Genomic DNA, 23,270 nt, shown 5'->3' on the forward strand with positions numbered 1-23,270 from the left:
TCGAAGACCACGTCGACGTCGTCGGGAACCAGCATGCGCAGGACCGGAGTCTCGCTGAAGCCGGGCAGGGCCGCGCGCTCGTCGCGCGTTCGGCCGAGGCAGAGCCGGTCATAGCCGGTCGGGAGCTTCGCACGCTGCTGCTCCTCACGCATCCGCGTGAGCCGTTCGGTGCTGCACCAGCAGTGATAGGCGTGTCCCGAGTCGAGCAGGCGCTGCGCGTAGCCGGGGTAGACGTCCAGGCGCTCGGACTGGCGGTACGGCCCCACCGGCCCGCCGACGTCCGGCCCCTCGTCCCAGTCGAACCCGAGCCAGCGAAGCATGTCGAAGACCTGGGCCTCGCTGTCGGCGACGTAGCGGGCCCGGTCGGTGTCCTCGATGCGCAGCACGAACGCCCCGCCCTGCTGGCGGACGAAAGCGAGGTTGAACAGCGACATGTACGCCGTCCCGACGTGCGGGTCGCCCGTCGGGGAGGGCGCGACGCGCAGGCGGACCCCGTCTCGGGGCGGTCGAGCCTCAGTCATCGCCCACCACCGGGTTGCGCAGCGTGCCGATCCCCTCGACCTCCACGCTGACCGTGTCCCCGACGTGGAGCGGACCCACTCCCGCCGGTGTCCCGGTCAGGATCACATCGCCGGGCAGCAGGGTCATCACCGCTGAGACGAAGGCCACCAGCTCGGCGACGCCGCGCATGAGGAGACTGGTTCTTGACGACTGGCGCAGCTCGCCGTTCACGCTGCACGTCAGGGCCACGTCGGAGGGGTCGAGCTCGGTCTCGATCCACGGGCCGAGCGGGCAGAAGCCGTCGAAGCCCTTGGCCCGGGTCCACTGGGCGTCGCTTCGCTGGAGGTCCCGAGCGGTGACGTCGTTGCCGCAGGTGTAGCCGAGCACCGCCTCGAACGCACGCTGGATCGGGACCTCACGGATGAGGCGGCCGATCACCACGGCCAGCTCGCCCTCGTGGTGCACCTCGTGGGAGAGCATCGGGTAGGGAATCGGGTCCCCCGGCCCGATGACTGACGTGGACGGCTTCAGGAACAGCACCGGCTCGTCCGGGATCTCCCCGCCCATCTCGCGTACGTGCTCGGCGTAGTTGCGCCCGACGCCGACGACCTTGCTCGGCAGGACCGGCGCGAGGAGGCGGACGTCGGCGAGGTCGACGGTGCGCTCGGTCCGCTCGATGACCCCGAAGGGATGACCGGCCAGCACCGTGACCGTCTCGCTGCCGGGTGCCCCCTCGACGAGCCCGAAGGCCGGGGTGCCGTCGAGGCTGATCCGGGCGATCCGCACGGCGGTCAGGCTACCGGCGGGGTGGCCGACGGCCGCAGCAGCCCGTACTCGACGGCGTCCTCGAGCGCCAGCCAGGATGCCGCGATCACGTTCTCGTGGACGCCGACGGTCGTCCACTCCCGCTCCCCGTCGCTCGTGTCGATGAGGACGCGGGTGACGGCGCCGGTGCCCTGCTTGCCCTCGAGGATGCGGACCTTGTAGTCGACGAGCTCGAGGGCCTCGAGGCGCGGGTACGCCGACACGAGGGCGGCGCGCAACGCGTTGTCGAGCGCGTTCACCGGGCCGTTGCCCTCCCGCGTACTGATCACCCGCTCGCCGCCCGCACCCGCGCGCAGCTTCACGGTCGCCTCGGACACGACCTCACCGTCCGGCCGCTGCTCCACGATCGTGCGCCACGACTCGACGACGAAGGGCCGGGCCCGTCCCTGTTCGGTCTCGGCGAGCAGCAACAGCTCGAAGCTGGCGTCGGCCGCCTCGAAGGTCCAGCCCTGGGCCTCGAGACCCTTGACCCGCTCGACCACCCGCCCCACGGCCTCGCGGTCACCGCTGAGGTCGTAACCGAGCTCACGGCCCTTGAGCTCGACGGACGCCCGGCCGGCCATCTCCGTCACGAGGACACGCATGTCGTTGCCGACGGCCGAGGCGTCGACGTGGTTGTACAGGTCGGCCGAGACCTTCAGCGCGCTCGCGTGCAGCCCGGCCTTGTGGGCGAAGGAGGAGACCCCGACGTAGGGCTGATGGGTGTCGGGCACCAAGTTGGCGATCTCGGCGATGGCGTGGGAGACCCGGACCGCCTCCGCGAGGCGGCCGTCAGGGAGGACCTTCATGCCCATCTTCAGCTCGAGGTTGGCCACCACCGCGAACAGGTCGGCGTTACCCGTCCGCTCGCCGTATCCGTTGGCCGTGCACTGCACATGGGTCGCACCGGCCTCGACCGCGGCGATGGTGTTGGCGACCGCGCATCCGGTGTCGTCCTGGCAGTGGATGCCGAGCCGTACGCCGCTGCGCGCGAGGACGTCCGCCACGACGCGCCCGACCTGCGAGGGAAGCATGCCGCCGTTGGTGTCGCAGAGCACAGCGACGTCGGCGCCTGCCGATGCGGCCGTCTGCAGCAGGGTCACGCCGTAATCGGGGTCGTGCCGGTAGCCGTCGAAGAAGTGCTCGCAGTCCACGAACACGCGGCGGCCCTCCCCGACGAGCAGCGCGACGGTGTCTCCCACCATGGCCAGGTTCTCGTCGTAGGTCGTACGCAACGCCTCCGTGACGTGGCGCACGTCGGACTTGGCGACCAGGCACACCACGGGAGCCTTGGACTCCAGCAGCGCGAGCACCTGGGGGTCGTCTGCGGCATCGACTCCCGCTCGCCGCGTCGATCCGAACGCCACGAGCTGCGCGTGCTGCAAGACGTTCTCCTCCACTGCCCGGTGGAAGAACTCGGTGTCCTTCGGCAAGGCGCCCGGCCAGCCGCCCTCCACGAAGCCGACCCCGAAGGAGTCGAGCAGGCGAGCGACGGCGAGCTTGTCGGCCACCGAGTACGTGATCCCCTCACGCTGCGCGCCGTCACGCAAGGTGGTGTCGTACACGTGGAACGCGTCGTCGGTCATCGGTGTCCTCGTCAGGTCCGGGCGGTCGCGGGCAGATGGTCACGGGCGGGCGGCGGGCAAAGAAAACGACCTCTCGCGGGACGCGAGAGGTCGGCGCACGGGCGGCTCGAGGAGAGCTCAACCAGTGCGCGGCCGGCTAATTCGGCGGGACGGCACGGAAGCAGTCTCGCATACGATCAGCGGCGTGGACAGGCGGGGCGTCGTACTCCGCGCGTCCGCCGCGGCGCTCCTGGTCCTCCTCGGCGGGGGCACGGCCGCCTGGGCACTGCGCTCCTCTCCGTCCGCGCAGGCGCAGCCGGCTCCATCCGGCCTGCCGGCACCCGGTACCTCCGCGTCGACGACGACCCCGGCGGGGTCCTTCGATGCGCAGCCGCTCACCGCCGCGGCGGCGTCCACGTCGAGCCCGCTTCGCCCGGGGGCGAGCACGCTCGTGCTCGGCGACTCCCTGGCCCTCGACGTCTACCCGTGGCTGGCCGACCTGCTGCCCGACCGCTACGTCTCCTACGCCGCGGTCGTCGGCCGGGCCACCCCTGCCACCTACGCCGCGCTGCGGTCCCTTCCGAAGGTGCCGCCGCTCGTCCTGGTGAGCCTCGGCACGAACGACCTCGACCCCGCGTCCTTCGCCCGGGCGGCCGAGGAGATCCTCACCTACCTTGGTCCGCACCGGTGTGTCGTGTGGTCCGACGTCGTCCGGCCCGACTGGGTGGGGGGCGGAGCCGCGGCGATCAACGCGGTGATCGAGCGGCTGGCCTCGACCCGCCCGAACCTGCACGTGCTGCACTGGACGTCGATGGTGGCGGCGCACCCGGAGTGGCTCGGCGGCGACGGGATCCACCCGCGGCCGGCGGGCGCGCAGGCGCGTGCCGAGGCCTTCGCCGCGGCGGCGCTCGCCTGCTCGCCGTTCGATGCCTCCGCACCACGGGCGAGCAAGCAGGTCCTTCCCGCCTCGGCGTTCACCGCACCGGGGCCCGGTTCGGGGACCACGAGCACGGCTGCGAGCACCCCGACCAATGTCGCGACGCCGTCCCCACGGACGTCACACGCGTCCGTGGCCCCGGCACGCTCGACGAGCTCCTCGCCCGGCACCCGGACCCCGCCGTCGAGCCCCTCGAGGGAACCGGCATCGGCGTCGAGCCCTCCGGCGCTGCCTCCGGCTCCCTCGAGCCCGACACCGACCCCGTCGGCGACGTGAGCAGTGCGCACTGCCATCCGGCGGCTCCGACCGGCGCTCCCGGTCCTCGTCGCCCTCGGCCTGGTGGAGGAGGTGGAGGAGGAGCGCGACGCGCGCCTGGTCATCACGACGACAGACCCCGACGGGCTGGCGGACGTCGTGACTGGCTGGCAGCGAGGCTGACCGGCTACTCGCCGCGGAGCCGGAAGCCGATCCCGGCGAGGGCGAACAGCCCCTCGCGCATGACGGCGAGCTTCTCGGTGGTGATCATCGCCGCGAGCTCGGAATCGACGGACCGCACCGCCCGCTGGACCTCCTCGGCCGCTGCCAGGCCTCGTTCGGTGAGTGTCACGGCCAGCCGGCGGCGATCCTCGGCGTCGACGTGCCGGTCGAGGTAGCCCCGCAGCACCAGGGTGTCGATGAGTTGGCTGGCGGCCTGCTTGGTCACCTGCAGGTCGTTGATGAGCGTCGCCAGCGTCGCGCCGTGGTTGGCCAGGCCCCCCAGGACGTACGGGCCGTTGCGCGGCATGTCGTGGATGTCCGCCGCGGCCAGCGCGCGCCGGACCGCCAGCGCGTAGGCGTTGCGGGCGGCGCGGAGCAGGGCCGGGATCACGACCTCGTCGGGGTCGACGTCATCACTCATGGCGGCAGCCTGCGCCGCCACCCGAAATGAAGTCAAGGACATTGACAGTCCAGAAGATTGACTGTCACGCGTCGACGATGCGGTGCATCCACCCGTAGGGGTCGGGGGCCGCGCCGGTCTGGATGTCCAGCAACGCGGCACGCACGCGCTGGGTGACCGGACCCGGCTCCCCGTCACCGACGCTCCACTGGCGACCGGCCGCCTTGACGCCGGCGATCGGGGTGACCACGGCCGCGGTGCCGCAGGCGAAGACCTCGCTGATGGCCCCCGAGGCGTTGCCCTCCTCCCACTCCTGGGTGGAGATGAGCCGCTCCTCGCTCGCGTAACCGAGGTCGCGGGCCAGGTGCAGCAGTGAGTCACGGGTGACCCCGGGCAGCAGCGCCCCGTTGAGCTGCGGGGTGACCAGGGTGACATCGGACCCGGATCCCTCGACGAAGAAGATGTTCATGCCACCCATCTCCTCGACGAAGCGGTGCTCGTGCGCGTCGAGCCACACCACCTGGTCGCAACCCTGGGCCGCTGCCTGCGCCTGGGCCACGAGGGAGCCCGCGTAGTTGCCGGCGCACTTGGCCTCGCCGGTGCCGCCCGGCGCGGCGCGCGTGAAGTCCTCGCACAGCCAGACCGTGACCGGCTTCAGGCCGCGGGGGAAGTACGGCCCGGCCGGGGACGCGATGAGCACGTACAGGTAGGAGTTCGCGGGACGGACCCCGAGCCCGACCTCGGTCGAGAACAGGTAGGGGCGCAGGTAGAGGCTGCGCTCGGCCCCTGACGGCACCCAGTCGCGGTCCTGCCACACGAGCGCCTCGATCGAGGCGACGAAGAGCTCCTCGGGCAGCTCGGGCATGGCCAGGCGTCGAGCGCTGCGCTGGAAGCGCTTGGCGTTGGCGCGCGGTCGGAACGTCGCGATCGAGCCGTCGGGCTGCCGATAGGCCTTGAGCCCCTCGAAGATCGCCTGACCGTAGTGCAGCACCATCGCGGCGGGATCGAGGGAGATCGGCGCGTACGGGACGAGCTGCGCGTCGTGCCATCCCCTCCCCTCCGACCACGCGACGGTGACCATGTGGTCGGTGAAGTGCCGTCCGAAGCCGGGGTCGGCCAGAATCGCCTCCCGCTCGGCGGCCGCCAGCGGGGTGCTCGTGGGCTTCAGGGCGATGCTCGTCATGGCATGACTCCTCGGTGTCGAGTCCGCGCTCGGACGTTACACGCTCAGCGGGCCACGGCCGCTGCGAGGGCGTCGCCGATCTGCGAGGTGGAGCGACGCGGCAGCGACGTACGGGCCAGCAGGTCGGCGGCCACCGCCGCCTCGACGCGCTGCGCCGCCTCGGCGTGGCCGAGGTGGTCCAAGAGCATCGCCACCGAGAGCACGGTCGCGGTCGGGTCCGCCAGCCCCTGGCCGGCGATGTCCGGTGCGGACCCGTGAACGGGTTCGAACATGCTCGGGTGGGCGCGGCTGACATCGAGGTTGCCGCTCGCCGCGAGGCCGATCCCCCCGGCGACGGCCGCGCCGAGGTCGGTGAGGATGTCGCCGAACAGGTTGTCCGTGACAACGACGTCGAAGCGTCCCGGGTCGCTGACGAAGAACATCGAGGCGGCGTCGACGTGGCAGTAGTCCACGCTCACGTCGGGGAAGTCGCTCGCAACCAGGTCGACCGTGCGCTGCCACAGACCGCCCGCGTGGACGAGCACGTTGGTCTTGTGGACGAGGGTGAGCTTGCGGCGCGGGCGCGCGGCGGCACGGCGAAAGGCGTCACGGACGACACGCTCGACGCCGTAGGCGGTGTTGAGGCTCTCCTCGGTGGCCACCTCGTGCACCGTGCCGTGCCTGAGGTTGCCGCCGGCTCCCGCGTACGGCCCCTCGGTGCCCTCCCGGACGACGATCATGTCGAGGGTCTCGGGCGTGGCCGCGCTGACCGGCGAGACGACGCCCGGGTACAGCCGCACCGGGCGCAGGTTCACGTGGTGGTCCAGCGCGAACCGCAGCCGGAGCAGCAGGCCGCGCTCCAGGACACCGGGTGGGACGCTCGGGTCGCCGACGGCACCGAGGAGGATGGCGTCGTGCTCGCCCAGCTCGGCCAGGACCGAGTCGGGCAGGGCCTCACCGGTGGCGTGCCAGCGACGCGCGCCGAGGTCGTACTCGGTCGTCTCCACCTTCACGCCGGCGCCGGCCGTGGCGGCCTCGAGCACCTTGAGACCCTCGGCGACGACCTCGTGGCCGATTCCGTCGCCGGGGATGACCGCGAGTCTCATCGAGTCCATCCGTCCAGCGTAGGACCCGTCTCACTCCTCGGCCCTTGTGTTCCGCATCCCGGACGCTCGTCCGGGTGCGGTCACGTCGAGCGGACCGTCACCTCCGATGAGGTGCCCGCAGCCACCGTGCTGTCCCCCGCGTAACGGACGACGAGGGTGTGCGTCCCCTTGGCCAGGTGGGGCAGGGTGAGCGTGAGGGCGCCCTTCCGCAGCGTGCCGTGCGCGATCGCCGACGTGCCGTCGTAGACCGTCACCGTGCCGGTCGGGTGGTGCAGGCTCCCCGGGACGCTGACCTTTACCCGCGCCTCGGCGTGCGCGCGATGGGAAACGGTGGCCGGCGCGGTCAGGGAGACCTTGGACGCCGACTTCGTGACGACCAGGGTCCTGGCCGTCGAGGTGCTGCCCGACAGGGCCGCCGACGCCACCAGGGTCGCGGTGATGTGGTGCGTCCGGATGTGCAGCCTCGGCAAGGTCACCGTGACCTTGCCGTTCACCAGGGTTCCGGTCGCGATCAGGGTGGAACCGCTCTTGAACTGCACCGTCCCGCCACTCGGGTGCGTTGGGTTCCCGACGATACTGACCGTCGCCGTCGCACGCTTGGTTGACCAGTACCCCGCGCGCGACGTGCTGAGGGCGAGCGAGGTCCTCGACGCGTCCGGGGTTATCCCCACGACCTCGGCTCGGGACCCGGTCGCGTTCAGGTGGTGGATGAGCAGCAGGCCGCGGCCGCCGTCGATCCCGACGGTGGCCCGGTCCAGCCGCACCGACAGCGTCGCGCCGGGTGAGTCGTCAGCCAGCACCGGCTCGCCGGCGGACGTGGCGGCGAGCCCCGGGTGGGTCGGGTCGAAGGAGAACGGGGAGACCAGCGGGGCGTTCGGGTCGAGCAGGTCCGACACGCTCTCCTCGCCGGCGACGTCGGCCAGCCCGATCTCCTCGTTGAAGCTCTCCACCGAGTAGCTGAACCTCGGGTGGGCAGCGGTGAGGAAGGGCTTCAGCGGCTTGCCGTTCTCGTCGAGGATCGGGTCGCCTGTCCCCGGGTCCACCGGGTGCGCGAGCTCGTTGATCTCGACCGGAAGCACCATCGCGTCGCTGCCGATCTTGCGGGTGTCGAACTCCCCGGGGGCCGCGTTGAGCAGCTCCTGGTCGACGATCGCCTGCCCGTCCCCGTCGCGCAGGCTGACGGTGGTCGACAAGAAGACGTCCACGGGGTCCCCGGCGGAGGTGGTCACGCGGTCGTTGAAGACGACCAGGTCGGGCTGGCCGTCGCCGTCGGTGTCGATGAGGACGTCGTACTCCTGCAGACCCTGGGCCGTGCGCCACGGCGCGTACGCCGTCACGGCGAAGTAGAGGTACGCGGGCGGGTTGCTCCCCAGCGTCGCCGGGTTCTGGAAGGGGTTGCCGCCCGCGCTGATCACCGCGGGGGCGTCGGTCGCCGCGCCGACGTAGCGCAGGTCCGCGGAGCGGACGTCCTCGTAGGGGATGCACCCGATGAGCAGGGACAGCGAACCGTCGCTGCCGCAGTCCGGCATCCGCGGGCTGACGCCCTGGAGCTCGAAGGCGGAGACCGTCGACTGCTCGGCCGCGACACCGCTGCCCTGGGCGAGGCCGGTGCCGGCCAGGGTGAGGGTGCCGGCCGCGATGTGCCCGGAGCCGCTCAGGGCCGGCGTCCCCGCGGCGTGCATGGCCGACGCCGGGCGCGGCGCGGCGTACAGCGGCACGTTGAGCGTGTCGCCGCTCGTCGGGTTCACGACCAGGCGGGCGCTGGCGTAGGACGCCCAGTCCCGGTCGAGGACGCCGCCGGTGCCGAGCGGGTCGAGGTCGAGGGAGGGGTCGGGCTTGTGCGTCAGCGCCGCGGCGTCGACGGTCAGCGTGACGGTGACCTCGCGGCTGGTGTCGGCGGGAAGGGTCACCGAGGACGGGGAGACCGAGAAGCTCGCTCCGGGCAGGGTGTCCACGTCCTCCACGGACAGGGTGTAGGTGTTGCTGCTCGCGCCGTCGTTCTCGATGCGTACCTGCTTGGTGCGGGTCAGGTCGCCCGTGGCGTCGAGGGTGCCGAAGGTGACGCTCACCACGCCCGGGTCGTTCACGACGTAGGCGAGGGAGTCGGTGTCGACGGCGGCCTGCGCGTCGATGCGGCCGGCGCCCGCCCGCAGGACGCCGAGCGCCGCGCCGCCGTGCGCCGGCAGCGGGTACACATGGTGGGTCGCCGTGTCCATGATCGCGGCCTTGACCTGCTCGGGCCGCCAGTCGGGATGGGCCGCGATGACCAGGGCCGCCTCGCCGGCGACGTGTGGCGTCGCCATCGACGTCCCGCTCTCGACAGCGCCCCCAGCACCGGTGCCGAACGCCGCCGAGACGATGCTGTTGCCGGGCGCTGAGACGTCCGGCTTGACGTTGTCCGACTGGGTGATGCCGCGGGAGGAGAAGCCGACGATCGCGTCGGTCGGGTCCTCGGCGCCGGTCAGGACGTTCTTGACGGCCAGCCGCAGGGCCCCCGTGAGAGTCACGGTCACTGCGTGGCTGCCGTTCAGCGCGGTCTGGATCTCGTCGCGCGCGTCCTTCGAGGTGATCATGACCGGGATGATCGAGTCGCCGACGATCCCCGCGGCGAAGCGGTTGCTGTCGTCGCCGAACAGGGCGCCGATCGCGCCGGCGGCCCGGACGTTGGCGGAGCGGGCGGCCGAGCCGCAGCGACGGTTGACGTCGTTGTCCGTCCAGTACAGGAAGGCGACCTTGCCCGCGACCTTGGCCGCCTGGGCGCTGGTCAGCGGGTCGCACCCGTCGGCGTTGGTCGTGGCGACGTCCGCGTCGGTCCAATCGCTGGAGATCTCCGCGAGCGGCGCGTCTGTGACGCCCGGCTTGTTGGTCCAGTCGTAGGAGGTCGAGAGCTCACCCGGGAAGGGGCTGCCGGGGGCGTCCGTCCCGTCGAACTTGGCGGCGACGCCGTCCCACGTGTCGGTGTTGTCGTCCGAGGCGGCCACGGCGATGGCGCGCGAGGCGTTCCCCGGGGAGCCGCCGACCTCGAAGGCGTCCCCGGCGTTGCCGATCGCTGCGGCGACGGTGATACCGGCGAGGACCGCGTTGTTCGTGGCCACCGAGTCGGGGTCCTCTGGCGAGGCGAAATCGGAGCCGAGGGACATGTTGACGACGTCGAGGTGGTCGTTCAGGTCACCGTCGCCGTTGGGGTCGGCGGCCCAGTCGAGCGCCTCTGAGATCAGGTCGGTGTCACCCTTGCAGCCGAAGACCTTGAGGGCGAAGAGCTTCGCCCCCGGCGCCATGCCCGGTCCGATCTTGAGGGAGGAGAACGGCGTCGAGGTGTCGTACGGACCGTGGAACGTGGACCCGTCGGCCGCGACGCCGTACCCCGCGGCCGTACCGGCGACGTGGGTTCCGTGCCCGTCGCAGTCCAGGGGGTTGTCGTCCGGGTGCGGGATCAGCGCGGGGTTGCCCAGCGGGGCGGCGGCGTCGTAGGCGTCACCGGCGAAGTCGTAGCCGCCCGCGACCTTGGCCGGGTCGGGATAGGTGGGCTCGGCGGCCGAAGCGGCGCGCGCCGCGTTGTAGGCGGCCACGGTTCCGGGCCCGCCGAAGTCGGCGTGGGTGTAGTCGATGCCGCTGTCGATGATCCCGATGGTCACGCCCTTGCCGGTCCCGGACGCCCCGGACTCCCACGCCTGCGGCGCCGCGGTCAGGGGGACCGTGTTCGCGTTGTCGATGCTCTTCGGGGTGAGCACGTGGATGGCCTTCACGTTCGGCAGGGCCGCCAGGGCAGCCAGGCGGCTCGCGTCGGTGACCACGGCGACGCCCGCGTAGAGGGCGTGGACCTGGAACAGCGTCGTCGCCCTCGTGGCGGGCCTGCTGAACGTCGCCTCGACCTGGTGCTGCTGGGTGCGGACACGCGCGGTGGCCAGCCGGCTGGCGGTCCCGGCGGCGTGCAGCCCCAGGTGCAGGGCTGACGAGTACGCCTGGGCCGCCGGCTTCGCGTCGAGCTGGAGCATGACCGCGACCCGGCCGCTGGCGGGCAGTCCCGCGAGCGAGCGGATCGAGCCCGCCGTCGGCGTGTGGAGCAGGCGATCGTGCTGGTTCGGCCGCGGTTTCGCCGCAGTCGCCCCCGATGCGGCAGCGGCGGCGCCGCCGACGCCCAGGGGCAGGAGGATGGCGGCGGCGGCGATGGCGGTCGCGCGCGCGGCGAACGGGCGGCGGGCGCGGGGGGCGTGCGTCACGAGATCTCCTGGCGTCCGGGCGGGTTGGGGTGGCGAGGAGACAGCGCCCAAGCGTCAATCGTCCCGGTCGTCCCCGTGCTGCCCGCCGACCCTAGCGTCTGACCCGGGTATCACCGCAAGAACCCCGGCCGTGGCCGCTGGTCTCACTTTCGTCACGAAGCGGGCGTCAGCCCTCGAGGTCGACCAGACGCGCGTACTCGGCCCCCACCTCGGACGCGATCGCGTCCAGGACGGCCGGCGGGATGGCGGAGTCGACGGTCAGCGCGACCAGCGCGTGGCCGCCCTTGGCGTCGCGGGCCACCTGCATGCCCGCGATGTTGACGCCGGCGTCTCCGAGGATCCGCCCGACCCGACCGACCATGCCGGGCCGGTCCTCGTAGCGGAGGAACGCGAGATGGGCCGCGAGCCCGAGGTCGACGTCGTAGCCGTTGACCTCGACCACCTTCTCGATCTGGCGGCGCCCCACCAGCGTGCCGCTGACCGAGACCACGCCCCCGTCGGCGAGCGTCCCTCGCACGCTCACCAGGTTGCGGTGGTCGACGCTGTCGGGGTCGGTCACCAGCGAGACCTCGAGGCCACGCTCCTTGGCGAACAGAGGGGCGTTGACATAGGAGACGGCGTCCTCGACCACGTCGGTGAAGACGCCCTTGAGCGCCGACAGCTCGAGCACCGAGACGTCGTTCGCGACGATCTCCCCGAGCACCTCGACGGTGAGCGTGGCGGGCAGCTCGCCGGCGAGCGCGGTCAGGATGCGGCCCAGCTTCTCGGTCAGGGGCAGTGCGGGGCGCACGTCCTCGGCGATCGCCCCGCCCTGGACGTTCACGGCGTCCGGGACGAGCTCGCCGGCCAGCGCCAGACGTACCGAGCGCGCGACCGCGATGCCGGCCTTCTCCTGGGCCTCGTCCGTGGACGCACCCAGGTGCGGCGTCACCACGACCTGCTCGAAGGCGAAGAGCGGGGAGTCCGTGCACGGCTCCTTGGCGAACACGTCGATCCCCGCGCCGGCGACCCTGCCGTCGGCGATGGCCGTCGCGAGGGCCTCCTCGTCGACAATCCCGCCGCGGGCCGCGTTGATGATGCGCACCGTGGGCTTGACCTTGCGCAGCGCCTCCTCGCCGATGAGGCCGAGGGTCTCCTTGTTCTTGGGCAGGTGCACGGTGATGAAGTCCGCGCTCTCGAGCAGCTCGTCCAGGGAGACCAGCCGGATGTTCATCTGCGCCGCGCGCGCCGGCTGGACGTAGGGGTCGTAGGCGATGAGCTGCACGCCGAAGGCGCTGAGCCGCTGGGCGACGAGCTGGCCGATGCGACCCAGGCCCACCACGCCCACGACCTTGTCCGCCAGCTCCACGCCGGTGTACTTCGACCGCTTCCACTCCCCGCCGCGCAGGGCGGCGTTGGCGGGCGCGATGTTGCGCGCGCTGGCCAGCAGCAGCGCGATGGCCAGCTCGGCCGCGCTGACGATGTTGGAGGTGGGCGCGTTGACGACCATGACGCCGGCCTGGGTCGCCGCAGGTACGTCGACGTTGTCGAGCCCGACGCCTGCCCGGGCGACCACCTTCAGCCGCGTGGCGGCCGCGAGCGCCTCGGCGTCGATGTGGGTGGCGGAGCGGATGAGCACCGCGTCGACATCGGCCAGGGCCGGCAGCAGCTGAGCGCGGTCCGCCCCGTCGCAGTGGCGGATCTCGAAGTCGGGACCCAGGGCCTCGACGGTTGCGGGGGACAGCTCCTCGGCGATGAGCACGACAGGCTTGGCCACGGCAGGACCCTTCGGCGACGGACGGGCGGCGACGGACGAGCAGGGCGAGCCTAACCCTCCTTGTGAAAACCTTCACGAGCGTCCACCTGCTGGACCGCCCGAACCGCGCTCAGCGGGCTGCGGTGCCCTCGACGTAGTCGGTGTCGTCGGTCTTCACCCACGACATGAGCTTGCGCAGCTCGCGACCGGTCGCCTCGATGGGGTGCTTCTCCGCCGCGGCCCGGAACGCCTTGAACTCCGGTGCGCCGGCGTCCTGGTCGGCGATGAACCGCGCCGCGAAGGTCCCGTTCTTGATGTCCGCGAGGACCGCGCGCATGTTCTCCCGCACGTGCTCGTCGATGATGCGTGGGCCGGAGACGTAGTCGCCGTACTCAGCGGTGTCCGACACCGACCAGCGCTGCTTGGCGATCCCGCCCTCGTACATGAGGTCCACGATGAGCTTGAGCTCGTGCAGGCACTCGAAGTAGGCCACCTCGGGCTGGTAGCCGGCTGCGACGAGAGTCTCGAAGCCCGCTTCGACGAGCGCCGATGCCCCGCCGCAGAGGACGGCCTGCTCGCCGAAGAGGTCGGTCTCGGTCTCCTCGGTGAAGGTGGTCCTGATCCCTCCGGCGCGCAGGCCTCCGATGGCCTTCGCGTAGGACAGCGCGAGCGGCCACGCGCCGCCGGTGGCGTCCTGCTCGACCGCGACGAGGACCGGTACCCCGCGACCGGCGACGTACTCCCTGCGGACGAGGTGGCCGGGGCCCTTGGGCGCGACCATGGCCACGTCCACCCCGGCCGGCGGCTTGATGTAGCCGAAGCGGATGTTGAAGCCGTGGCCGAAGAAGATGGCGTCGCCATCGACGAGGTTGGGCTCGATCGACTCGGCGTACAGGTGCCGCTGCGCGGGGTCGGGCGCCAGGACCATGATGAGGTCGGACTCCTCGACGGCGGCGGCTGGGTCGACGACGCGCAGCCCCTCCTCCTCGGCCTTGGCCCGGCTGCGTGAGCCCTCGGGCAGGCCGACCCGCACGTCCACGCCCGAGTCGCGAAGCGACAGTGAGTGGGCGTGCCCCTGGCTCCCGTAGCCCAGGACGGCGACGCTGCGCCCCTGGATGATCGACAGGTCGGCGTCGTCGTCGTAGAACAGCTCGGCCACCACGGGCTCCTTCAGTCTCAGGTCCGGTGTCGGGTTCGGGTCAGGTTGCTCGGGGTCGGGTGCTCGGGTCGGGTCGCTCGGGGTCACGTCGGTGTCATGCGCTGCGCTCGGCGCGCAGGCTACGGTCGGTCATCGAGCGCCCGCCACGAGACACCGCGACGACCCCCGACTGCACGAGCTCCTTGATGCCGTAAGGCTCGAGGACGCGCAGCAACGCGTCCAGCTTGTCCTGCTCCCCCACGGCCTCGACGACGAGGCTGTCCGGCGCCACGTCGACCACATGCGCCCGGAAGAGCTCCACCAGCTCGAGCACCTGCGAGCGTGCGGCGCCGTCGGCGCGGACCTTGACGAGCAGCAGCTCTCGCTGCACCGAGGAGTCGCCGTCCAGCTCCACGATCTTCAGCACGTTGATGAGCTTGTTGAGCTGCTTGGTCACCTGCTCCAGGGGACTGTCCTCGACGTTGACGACGATCGTCATGCGCGACAGGCCGGCTTGCTCGGTCGGCCCGACGGCGAGGGACTCGATGTTGAAGCTGCGCCGGCTGAACAGGGACGCGATCCGCGCCAGGACCCCGGGCGTGTCCTCCACGAGGACGGACAGCGTGTGACGGCTCATGCGGCACTTCCCTCGTCGAGGGCCGCGTCGAGCAGCGCGGCCACGTGGATCGCCGTGGTGTCGAGGAGGGGCACCGGGCCGTCCTCCGATCCCAGCAGCATGGTGTGCTCGGTGCACCCCAGCAGCACAGCCTGCGCTCCCCGGTCGACCAGCCGGTCGATCACGCCGAGGTGCGCCTTGCGCGAGGAGTCCTCGACGATCCCTTGGGTGAGCTCCTCGTAGATGACCCGGTGGATCATCGCCCGGTCCTCGGCGTCAGGCACGAGAACCTCGATGCCCAGCCGTTCGAGACGTGCCGGGTACAGGTCGGACTCCATGGTGTACGCCGTCCCGATCAGGCCCACCCGTCGCACCTCGAGCCGTCGCAGCACCGCGCCCGAGGCGTCGACGATGTGGACCACCGGCAAGCCCGACGCGGCGGCGACCTCGTCGGCCACGAGATGCATGGTGTTGGCGGCGATCCCGATCAGCTGCGCGCCGGCGTCCCGGAGCAGCCGCGCCTCCGACGCGTAGCGGACGCCGAGGTCCTCCCATGCGCCGGCCGCCTGCAGCCCAGCGATCTCGTCGAACTCGAGGGACCTCAGGACGAGGTCTGCCGAGTGCAACCCGCCCAGCCGATCGCGCACGCCCTCGTTCAGCGCTCGGTAGTAGTGGGCGCTCGACTCCCAGGACGTACCACCGATCAGACCGATGCGACGCATCAGTCCTCCCGGTCCCAGTCAGGCGCCATGTCGCGGGCGATCATGATGTCGTCGTTGCTCGTTCCGGCGGCGACCATCGGCCAGACCATCGCGTCCTGGTGGACCCCGAAGTCGACGACGACGGGACGGTCGTCGACCGCCATGGCGGCCTCGATCGTCGCGTCGACGTCCTCCGCCTTGTCACAGCGAAGGCCGACGCAGCCGTAGGCCTCCGCGAGCTTCGCGAAGTCGGGGATGCGCCGGGAGTGCAGGTCGGTGTTCGAGTAGCGACCGTTGTAGAACAGCGTCTGCCACTGGCGCACCATGCCGAGGCTGGAGTTGTTGATGACCGCGACCTTGATGGGGATCTCGTTGAGCGCGCAGGTGGCGAGCTCCTGGTTGGTCATCTGGAAGCAGCCGTCGCCGTCCACGGCCCACACCGTCGCGTCGGGGCGCCCGACCTTGGCGCCCATGGCGGCGGGGACGGCGTAGCCCATCGTGCCGAGACCGCCGGAGTTGAGCCAGGTCCCGGGACGCTCGTACCGGACGAACTGCGCCGCCCACATCTGGTGCTGCCCGACGCCGGCCACGTAGATCGCGTCCGGGCCGGCGATCGCGCCCAGCCGCTCGATGACGTACTGCGGTGCCAGCTCGCCACCTTCGGGGACGGAGTAGCCGAGCGGGTACGTCTCGCGCCAGCGGTCCAGCTGCTCCCGCCAGGCGGCGTAGTCACCCACCCGCCCGGCGGCTCGCTCGGTGTGCAGCGCCTGGACGAGGTCGGCGATGACCTCCTTCGCGTCGCCCACGATGGGCACGTCCGCGAAGCGGTTCTTGGAGATCTCCGCGGGGTCGATGTCGGCGTGGATGACGAGCGCCTCGGGCGCGAAGGAGTCCAGCCGTCCCGTGACCCGGTCGTCGAAGCGCGCGCCGAGGGTGACGAGCACGTCGCTCTTCTGCAGTGCGGTGACCGCGGCCACGGTGCCGTGCATGCCGGGCATCCCGAGGTGGAGCGGGTGGCTGTCCGGGAAGGCGCCCCGGGCGGTCAGCGTCGTCACGACGGGGATACCGGTCAGCTCGGCCAGCACGCGCAGCTCCTCGCTCGCCCGCGCGCGAAGGACGCCACCACCGACGTAGAGCACCGGCCGCTTCGCCTCGACGAGAAGCCGGGCCGCCTCGCGCACCTGCTTGGCGTGCGGGTGCGTGACCGGACGATATCCGGGCAGGTCCAGCGACTCCGGCCACTGGAAGCTCGTCGTCGCCTGGAGAGTGTCCTTGGCGATGTCGACGAGCACGGGCCCCGGGCGCCCGGTCCCGGCGATGTGGAAGGCCTCCGCGACCACGCGCGGGATCTCCGCCGGGTCGGTCACGAGGTAGTTGTGCTTGGTGATCGGCATGGTGATGCCGCGGATGTCGGCCTCCTGGAAGGCGTCGCTGCCGATCGCCGCGCTGGGCACCTGGCCGGTGATGGCGACCAGGGGCACCGAGTCCATGTGGGCGTCGGCGAGGGGGGTGACCAGGTTGGTGGCCCCCGGGCCTGACGTCGCCATGCAGACGCCGACCCGTCCGGTCGCCAGCGCGTACCCCTCGGCGGCGTGGCCCGCGCCCTGCTCGTGGCGGACGAGGATGTGGCGGACCGAGGAGTCGAACAGCGGGTCGTAGGCGGGGAGGATGGCTCCTCCCGGGATGCCGAAGACCACCTCGACCCCGGCGGCCTCGAGCGAGCGGACGAGGCTCTGCGCTCCGGTGACCTGTTCGCTCATCGCTTCCTCGGGCAAGTCGTTGGGCGGGACATGAAAAAACCCCTCGGCCCGATGGGCGGACGAGGGGCACGCGTCGGCGTGGTGCTAGCCGGCGCGTTGCGGGCGTACGAGAAGTGACGCGATGGACACACGACAAGCCTCCCTTGCCGGCCCGGAACCGTCAAGCAGGCGAGATGCCGCTCTCAGGATGCGGACACGATCAGCCGCAGACGGCGCCGTAGGCGGCGGAGCCAACGAGCTTGGTGTACTTCGCGAGCACTCCCCTCGTGTAGGCGTGGGGTACCGGGGACCATTCGACGCGCCGCTTCACCAGGTCGCCGTCGTCGACCAGCAGGTCGAGGGTGCGTCGCGTGACGTCCACCCGGACCAGGTCCCCGTCGCGCACCAGCGCGATGGGCCCGCCGTCGACGGCCTCAGGCGCGACGTGACCGATGCACAGCCCGGTGGTGCCCCCGGAGAAGCGTCCATCGGTGAGCAGCAGGACGTCCTTGCCGAGGCCGGCGCCCTTGATCGCCGCGGTGATGGCCAGCATCTCGCGCATGCCGGGCCCGCCCTTGGGTCCCTCGTAGCGGATCACCACGACGTCGCCGGGGTGGATCGCACCGTTCTCGAGGGCGTCCATCGCGGCCCGCTCGCGCTCGAAGACGCGGACCGGCCCCTCGAAGACCTCGCGGTCGAACCCCGCGGTCTTCACCACCGCGCCGTCGGGGGCGAGGGATCCGCGCAGGATCGTGAGCCCGCCAGTCGCGTGGATCGGCCGGCTCATCGCGCGGATGATCTCTCCGTCCGGGTCCGGCGGGGCGATGCTCTCGAGGTTCTCCGCAACGCTGCGCCCGGTCACCGTGAGCGCGTCACCGTGCAGCAGCCCGGCGTCCAGCAGCGCCTTCATGACCACCGGTACGCCGCCGACGCGGTCGACGTCGCTCATGACGTAGCGCCCGAACGGCTTGACGTCGGCCAGGTGGGGAACGCGCTCGCCGATGCGGGAGAAGTCGTCGAGGGAGAGCTCGACCTCGGCCTCGTGGGCGATCGCCAGCAGGTGCAGGACGGCATTGGTCGACCCGCCGAGCGCCATCACGACGGCGATCGCGTTCTCGAAGGCCTCTCGTGTCAGCACCGTTCGGGCCGTGATCCCAAGGCGCAGCAGGTCGACGACGGCCTCGCCCGAGGCCCGCGCGAAGCCGTCACGACGTCGGTCCACCGACGGTGGAGCGGCCGAGCCGGGCATCGACATCCCGAGGGCCTCGGCGGCCGAGGCCATCGTGTTGGCGGTGTACATGCCCCCGCACGCACCCTCGCCCGGGCAGATCGCGCGCTCGATGGCGTCGACGTCCTCGCGTGGGATGAGTCCGCGGGCGCAGGCGCCGACCGCCTCGAAGGCGTCGATGATCGTGACCTCGCGGTCGGTGCCGTCGGGCATCCGCGCGATGCCGGGAAGCGTCGAGCCGGCATAGAGGAAGACGGCGGCGAGGTCCAGGCGCGCCGCGGCCATGAGCATCCCCGGCAGCGACTTGTCACAGCCGGCGAGCAGGACGGCGCCGTCGAGCCGCTCGGCGTTCATGACCGTCTCCACGCTGTCCGCGATGACCTCGCGGGACACCAGCGAGAAGTGCATCCCCTCATGCCCCATGGAGATCCCGTCCGAGACCGAGATGGTCCCGAACTCCAGGGGGAACCCACCGCCAGCGTGCACGCCCTCCTTGGCCGCCTTGGCGAGCCGGTCCAGCGACAGGTTGCAGGGAGTGATCTCGTTCCAGGACGAGGCGACCCCGATCTGCGGCTTGGCGAAGTCGGCGTCGCCGAGCCCGAGAGCGCGCAGCATCCCTCGGGCCCCGGCCCGTTCGAGGCCGTCGGTCACGTCTCGGCTGCGGGGCTTGAGGTCAGGCGTGGACGCGGGCTCGCTCATGCCCGGCACTCTAGGCCGATCGGCCGCACCGCGACCGATCGGCCTAGCCCCCACTCCACGCCCCGATTCCGCGCAATCGGACGTCCCCGGGCACCCCCCAGGCCCCGATTCCGCGCAATCCGGCGTCCCCGGGTACCAGTCACGCCCCGATTCCGCGCAATCCGGCGTCCCCGGGCACCAGTCACGCCCCGACAGACCGGGCGGGACGTCCGGGCGGGACGCGCGGGGCCAGCGCTTGGCACCGGTCTCCGGGTGGGACGCGCGGGGTCAGTGCTTGGCGGAGGACTCGCTGGAGCGCAGTCGTTCGGCGAGCGTCCTGAGCAGCACGAGGCAGACCTTGGGCTCCTTCTCCAGCATCGCCAGGAAGTCGCGGCGCCCGATGCGGGCGAGCAGCACCTCGCCCTGCGCCTCCACGGTGGCCGAGCGCGGGGCGTCGACGAGCAGGGCCAGCTCGCCGAAGTAGTCGCCGACACCGAGCTTGACCGGCCGCTTCCCGGGCGGGCGTACCACCGCTCCCCCGTCGAGGATGAGGAAGAACGCGTCAGCCGCTTCCCCCTCCCGCACGATCTGGGAGTACGCCGGCAGCCGCAGGATCTTGGCCAGCTTCGCGACGCCGCGCACGTGCCGGGTGGACATGCCGGCGAACAAGGGGACCTCGGCCAGCACTCCCGTCCAGTCCGCGGCGTTCAGGGCGGCGGTCTGAGGGTCGACCATGGCGTGCGCCATCGTCCCGCTGATCTTGGCCATGGCGCGGAGGCTACTCCGCCGCTCCCTCCGCGGCGGCGAAACGACCCGCGCCGCTCATCGCGGGGCCAGCCGCTCCAACAGCAGCTCGCGGACGCGCGCGGCGTCCGCCTGCCCGCGGGTCGCCTTCATGACGGCGCCGACCAGGGCCCCCGCGGCCGCCACCTTGCCGTCCCTGACCTTCTGCGCGGCGTCCGGGTCGGCCGCGATCGCGGCATCGACCGCCGCGGCGAGCGCGCCCTCGTCGGACACGACGACCAGACCCCGGCGCTCCACGACCTCGTCGGGGTCGCCCTCGCCGGCCAGGACGCCCGCGACCGCCTCGCGGGCCAGGCGGTCGGTGAGCGTCCCCGAGGAGACCAGCTCCACGACGCGAGCGACCTGGGCCGACGTGATGGGGAGCTCGGCGAGGCCGACGCCTCGTTCGTTGGCGACCCTGGCCAGCTCCCCCAGCCACCACTTGCGAGCATCCGCCTGGTCGGCGCCGGCCGCCACCGTGGCGACCACCAGCTCGACCGCGCCGGCGTTGACCAGGGAGTCCAGCTCGTGGTCGCTCAGGCCCCACTCCTCCTGCAGCCGGTGCAGGCGTTCTCCGGGCGGTTCCGGCAGGGTGAGCCTCAGCTTCTCCACCCAGTCGGGGTCCGGCGCCAGCGGGACGAGGTCGGGCTCGGGGAAGTAGCGGTAGTCCTCGGCCTGCTCCTTGCTGCGCCCCGGCGTGGTCACGCCGCCGTCCTCGTGGAAGTGCCGGGTCTCCTGCACGACGCGCCCGCCGGATCGCAGCACGGCCGCCTGCCGGCTCACCTCGTGGCGCACGGCCCGCTCCACAGACCGCAGCGAGTTGACGTTCTTGGTCTCGGACCGGGTCCCGTACGGCGCCGCAGGCGACGGCCGCAGCGACAGGTTCACGTCGCAGCGCAAAGACCCCTGCTCCATCCGGACGTCGGAGACGGCGAGCGCGCGCAGCAGCTCTCGCAGCTGGGTGACGTACGCGCGCGCGACCTCGGCGACGAGCGGCCCGGTGCCCTCGATCGGCTTGGTGACGATCTCGATGAGGGGTACGCCCGCCCGGTTGTAGTCCAGCAAGGAGTGCGACGCCCCGTGGATGCGCCCGGTCGCGCCGCCGACGTGCAGCGACTTCCCGGTGTCCTCCTCCATGTGGGCCCGCTCGATCCCCACCCGGAAGGTCCTCGGACCGTCGCCCGTGTCCACCCGGACGTCGGTCCAGCCGTCGTACGCGATCGGCTCGTCGTACTGCGAGGTCTGGAAGTTCTTCGGCATGTCCGGGTAGAAGTAGTTCTTGCGCGCGAACCGGCACCACGTCGCGATGTGGCAGTTCAAGGCCAGCCCGATCCGGATCGCCGACTCCACCGCGGTGGCGTTGACGACCGGGAGGGCGCCCGGCAGACCCAGGCAGACCGGGCAGACCTGCGAGTTCGGCGGCGCGCCGAACTCGGTCGGGCACCCGCAGAACATCTTCGTCGCGGTGGACAGCTCGACGTGCACCTCGAGGCCGAGCACCGGGTCGTAGGTCGCCAGGGCCTCGTCGTAGTCGAGCAGCTGCTCGCTCATCTGGCCCCCGCCAGCTCAGGGGCCTCCGCGAGCAGCGGCGCTCCCCACCGGTCGAGCAGGGCAGCCTCCAGCGCCCCACCGACGCGGTAGAGCCGGTCGTCCGCGAGCGGGGGGGCCATGACCTGCACCCCCACCGGCAACCCGTCCTCGGGCGCCAGGCCGGCGGGAATGCTGATCGCGCAGTTGCCGGCGAGGTTCACGGGGATGGTGGCGACGTCGTTGAGGTACATGGCGAGGGGGTCGTCCAGCTTCTCCCCGAGCCGGAAGGCCGTGGTCGGGCAGGTCGGCGACACCAGCACGTCCACCTGCTCGAAGGCGCGGGCGAAGTCACGCGAGATGAGCGTGCGTACCTTCTGCGCCTGGCCGTAGTAGGCGTCGTAGTAGCCGGAGGACAGCGCGTACGTCCCCAGGATGATGCGCCGCTTGACCTCCGCCCCGAACCCGGCGTCGCGAGTGAGCGCCATCACCTCCTCGGCCGAGCGCTCGCCGTCGTCGCCCACCCGAAGGCCGTAGCGCATGCCGTCGAACTTGGCCAGGTTGCTCGAGGCCTCGCTCGGCAGGATCAGGTAGTACGCCGCCAGCGCGTAGTCGAAGCTCGGACAGTCGATCTCGCGCACCTGCGCGCCCATCTCGACCAGCAGGTCGACCGCCTCGCGGAAGCGCTGCTCCACACCCGGCTGGTAGCCCTCCCCCCCGAGCTGGCTGACCAGCCCGACCCGCAGACCCCGGACGTCGCGGGCGAGCGCGGCCTCCACCACAGGCGGGACCGGCGCGTCGACCGACGTCGAGTCCATCGGGTCGTGCCCGCCGATGACCGCGTGCAGCAGAGCTGCGTCGAGGACCGAACGGGCGCACGGACCGGCCTGGTCGAGGGAGGACGCCAGCGCGACGAGCCCGTAGCGAGACACGCCCCCGTAGGTCGGCTTCACGCCGACCGTGCCCGTGACCGCGGCCGGCTGGCGGATCGAGCCGCCGGTGTCCGTCCCGACCGCGAGCGGTGACTCGAAGGCGGCCACCGCGGCGGCCGATCCGCCGCCGCTGCCGCCGGGGATCCGGGAGAGGTCCCAGGGGTTGTGCGTGGGGCCGTACGCCGAGTGCTCGGTGGAGGAGCCCATCGCGAACTCGTCCATGTTGGTCTTGCCGAGGACGACGAGGTCAGCCTCCTTGAGCCGGCGCACCACGGTCGAGTCGTACGGCGGGCGCCACCCCGCCAGGATGCGCGAGCCGCAGGTGGTGGGGACACCCCGCGTCGTGAGCACGTCCTTGACCGCGACCGGTACGCCGGCCAGCGGGCCGAGATCCTCGCCCCGGAGACGTCGGTGGTCGATCGCGCGGGCGGTGGCCAGGGCTACGTCCGTGTCGACGAAGAGGAAGGCGTGGACGTCGCCGTCGACGGCGGCCACCCGGTCGAGGTGGGCCTGGGTCACCTCCTCCGCGGAGACCTCACCCGAGCGGACGAGGCCGGCGAGCTCGCCCGCGCCACGACGCACGAGGTCGGACATCAGGCCTCCTCGCCGAGGATGCGCGGCACCCGGAAGCGCTGCTCCTCCGCGGGAACCGGGGCCCCCGCGAGGGCCTCGTCCTGGGAGAGGCCGGAGGCGACCGCGTCGGCCCGCATGACGTTCGTGAGGGGCACCGCGTGGGACGTGGGCGGGATGTCCTCGGCGGCGACCTCGGACACCCGGGCGACTGCCTCGAGGATCACCTCCAGCTGTCCGGACAGGTGGTCCAGCTCGGCGTCGGACATCTCGATGCGAGCCAGCTTCGCGAGGTGGGCGACCTCGGCGCGGGTCAGCGCGGGCATGCGGCTCCTGACGATTCGGCCGAGGCGGGCCTCGGCTGGGCAGCCGTCAGTCTAGGCGGCGAGGAATCAGGCGCCCTCGCCAGCGGGCGAGGAATCAGGCGCCCTCGCCAGCGGGCGAGGAATCA

Annotated in this window: 19 protein-coding genes; 2 read left to right on the top strand and 17 right to left on the bottom strand. The window is 71.9% G+C overall.

The window, feature by feature from the left end:
* The 3 genes from VMI11_00955 to cimA all read right to left on the bottom strand — a co-directional run.
* On the bottom strand, window positions 1-521 hold a 521-nt coding region (locus tag VMI11_00955), incomplete at its 3' end, for a glutamate--tRNA ligase family protein (protein HTY70975.1).
* Complete coding sequence (locus tag VMI11_00960) at window positions 514-1,287, bottom strand: fumarylacetoacetate hydrolase family protein (GenBank protein HTY70976.1); 774 nt, start codon at window positions 1,285-1,287, stop codon at window positions 514-516. The genes VMI11_00960 and VMI11_00955, both read right to left, overlap by 8 nt.
* 5 nt (window positions 1,288-1,292) lie before the next feature.
* Entirely contained in the window at window positions 1,293-2,891 is a 1,599-nt protein-coding gene (gene cimA / locus VMI11_00965) for a citramalate synthase (GenBank protein HTY70977.1), read from the bottom strand.
* Between the two features lie 184 nt (window positions 2,892-3,075).
* On the opposite strand from cimA, the gene VMI11_00970 reads away from it, so the two are divergent.
* Both VMI11_00970 and VMI11_00975 read left to right on the top strand, forming a co-directional pair.
* The gene (locus tag VMI11_00970; protein ID HTY70978.1) at window positions 3,076-4,083 is read left to right on the top strand and encodes a GDSL-type esterase/lipase family protein; all 1,008 of its coding nucleotides are present in this window, start codon (window positions 3,076-3,078) and stop codon (window positions 4,081-4,083) included.
* Window positions 4,084-4,086: 3 nt separating this feature from the next.
* The gene (locus VMI11_00975) at window positions 4,087-4,245 is read left to right on the top strand and encodes a hypothetical protein (protein HTY70979.1); all 159 of its coding nucleotides are present in this window, start codon (window positions 4,087-4,089) and stop codon (window positions 4,243-4,245) included.
* 4 nt (window positions 4,246-4,249) lie between these two features.
* Here VMI11_00975 and VMI11_00980 read toward each other — a convergent pair whose 3' ends face one another.
* The 14 genes from VMI11_00980 to gatC form a co-directional block, all read right to left on the bottom strand.
* Window positions 4,250-4,705 carry a MarR family transcriptional regulator gene (locus VMI11_00980; protein ID HTY70980.1) on the bottom strand — a complete coding sequence of 152 codons (456 nt, stop codon included), beginning with the start codon at window positions 4,703-4,705 and terminating at the stop codon, window positions 4,250-4,252.
* A gap of 64 nt (window positions 4,706-4,769) precedes the next feature.
* Window positions 4,770-5,867 (bottom strand): branched-chain amino acid aminotransferase, encoded by a 1,098-nt coding sequence (locus VMI11_00985; protein ID HTY70981.1) that lies wholly within the window; start codon window positions 5,865-5,867, stop codon window positions 4,770-4,772.
* 44 nt (window positions 5,868-5,911) lie between these two features.
* Window positions 5,912-6,952 (bottom strand): 3-isopropylmalate dehydrogenase, encoded by a 1,041-nt coding sequence (locus VMI11_00990; GenBank protein HTY70982.1) that lies wholly within the window; start codon window positions 6,950-6,952, stop codon window positions 5,912-5,914.
* A gap of 80 nt (window positions 6,953-7,032) precedes the next feature.
* Entirely contained in the window at window positions 7,033-11,172 is a 4,140-nt protein-coding gene (locus VMI11_00995) for a S8 family serine peptidase (GenBank protein HTY70983.1), read from the bottom strand.
* A gap of 166 nt (window positions 11,173-11,338) precedes the next feature.
* Window positions 11,339-12,928, bottom strand: a complete 1,590-nt coding sequence (gene serA / locus VMI11_01000) for a phosphoglycerate dehydrogenase (GenBank protein HTY70984.1) — start codon at window positions 12,926-12,928, stop codon at window positions 11,339-11,341.
* A 109-nt stretch (window positions 12,929-13,037) separates the two neighbouring features.
* Window positions 13,038-14,066: a ketol-acid reductoisomerase gene (gene ilvC, locus VMI11_01005; GenBank protein HTY70985.1), complete on the bottom strand. Its 1,029-nt coding sequence runs from the start codon at window positions 14,064-14,066 to the stop codon at window positions 13,038-13,040.
* Window positions 14,067-14,160: 94 nt separating this feature from the next.
* Window positions 14,161-14,682: an acetolactate synthase small subunit gene (ilvN, locus tag VMI11_01010; GenBank protein HTY70986.1), complete on the bottom strand. Its 522-nt coding sequence runs from the start codon at window positions 14,680-14,682 to the stop codon at window positions 14,161-14,163.
* On the bottom strand, window positions 14,679-15,383 hold the full coding sequence (locus VMI11_01015) for an aspartate/glutamate racemase family protein (protein HTY70987.1): 705 nt from the start codon (window positions 15,381-15,383) through the stop codon (window positions 14,679-14,681). Before VMI11_01015 ends, ilvN begins: the two co-directional genes overlap by 4 nt.
* Window positions 15,383-17,122, bottom strand: a complete 1,740-nt coding sequence (locus VMI11_01020) for an acetolactate synthase large subunit (protein HTY70988.1) — start codon at window positions 17,120-17,122, stop codon at window positions 15,383-15,385. Before VMI11_01020 ends, VMI11_01015 begins: the two co-directional genes overlap by 1 nt.
* 199 nt (window positions 17,123-17,321) lie before the next feature.
* The gene (gene ilvD / locus VMI11_01025; protein ID HTY70989.1) at window positions 17,322-19,028 is read right to left on the bottom strand and encodes a dihydroxy-acid dehydratase; all 1,707 of its coding nucleotides are present in this window, start codon (window positions 19,026-19,028) and stop codon (window positions 17,322-17,324) included.
* Window positions 19,029-19,295: 267 nt separating this feature from the next.
* A complete protein-coding gene (locus VMI11_01030; GenBank protein ID HTY70990.1) occupies window positions 19,296-19,775 on the bottom strand; it encodes a cyclic nucleotide-binding domain-containing protein in 480 nt (159 codons plus the stop codon).
* A gap of 54 nt (window positions 19,776-19,829) precedes the next feature.
* Window positions 19,830-21,341 carry an Asp-tRNA(Asn)/Glu-tRNA(Gln) amidotransferase subunit GatB gene (gatB, locus tag VMI11_01035; protein ID HTY70991.1) on the bottom strand — a complete coding sequence of 504 codons (1,512 nt, stop codon included), beginning with the start codon at window positions 21,339-21,341 and terminating at the stop codon, window positions 19,830-19,832.
* The gene (gene gatA / locus VMI11_01040; protein HTY70992.1) at window positions 21,338-22,843 is read right to left on the bottom strand and encodes an Asp-tRNA(Asn)/Glu-tRNA(Gln) amidotransferase subunit GatA; all 1,506 of its coding nucleotides are present in this window, start codon (window positions 22,841-22,843) and stop codon (window positions 21,338-21,340) included. Before gatA ends, gatB begins: the two co-directional genes overlap by 4 nt.
* Complete coding sequence (gatC, locus tag VMI11_01045) at window positions 22,843-23,145, bottom strand: Asp-tRNA(Asn)/Glu-tRNA(Gln) amidotransferase subunit GatC (protein HTY70993.1); 303 nt, start codon at window positions 23,143-23,145, stop codon at window positions 22,843-22,845. The genes gatA and gatC overlap by 1 nt, the downstream gene beginning before the upstream one ends.
* Window positions 23,146-23,270: the final 125 nt, after the last annotated feature.

Source organism: Actinomycetes bacterium (assembly GCA_035506535.1).
GTDB lineage: Bacteria > Actinomycetota > Actinomycetes > DATJPE01 > DATJPE01 > DATJPE01.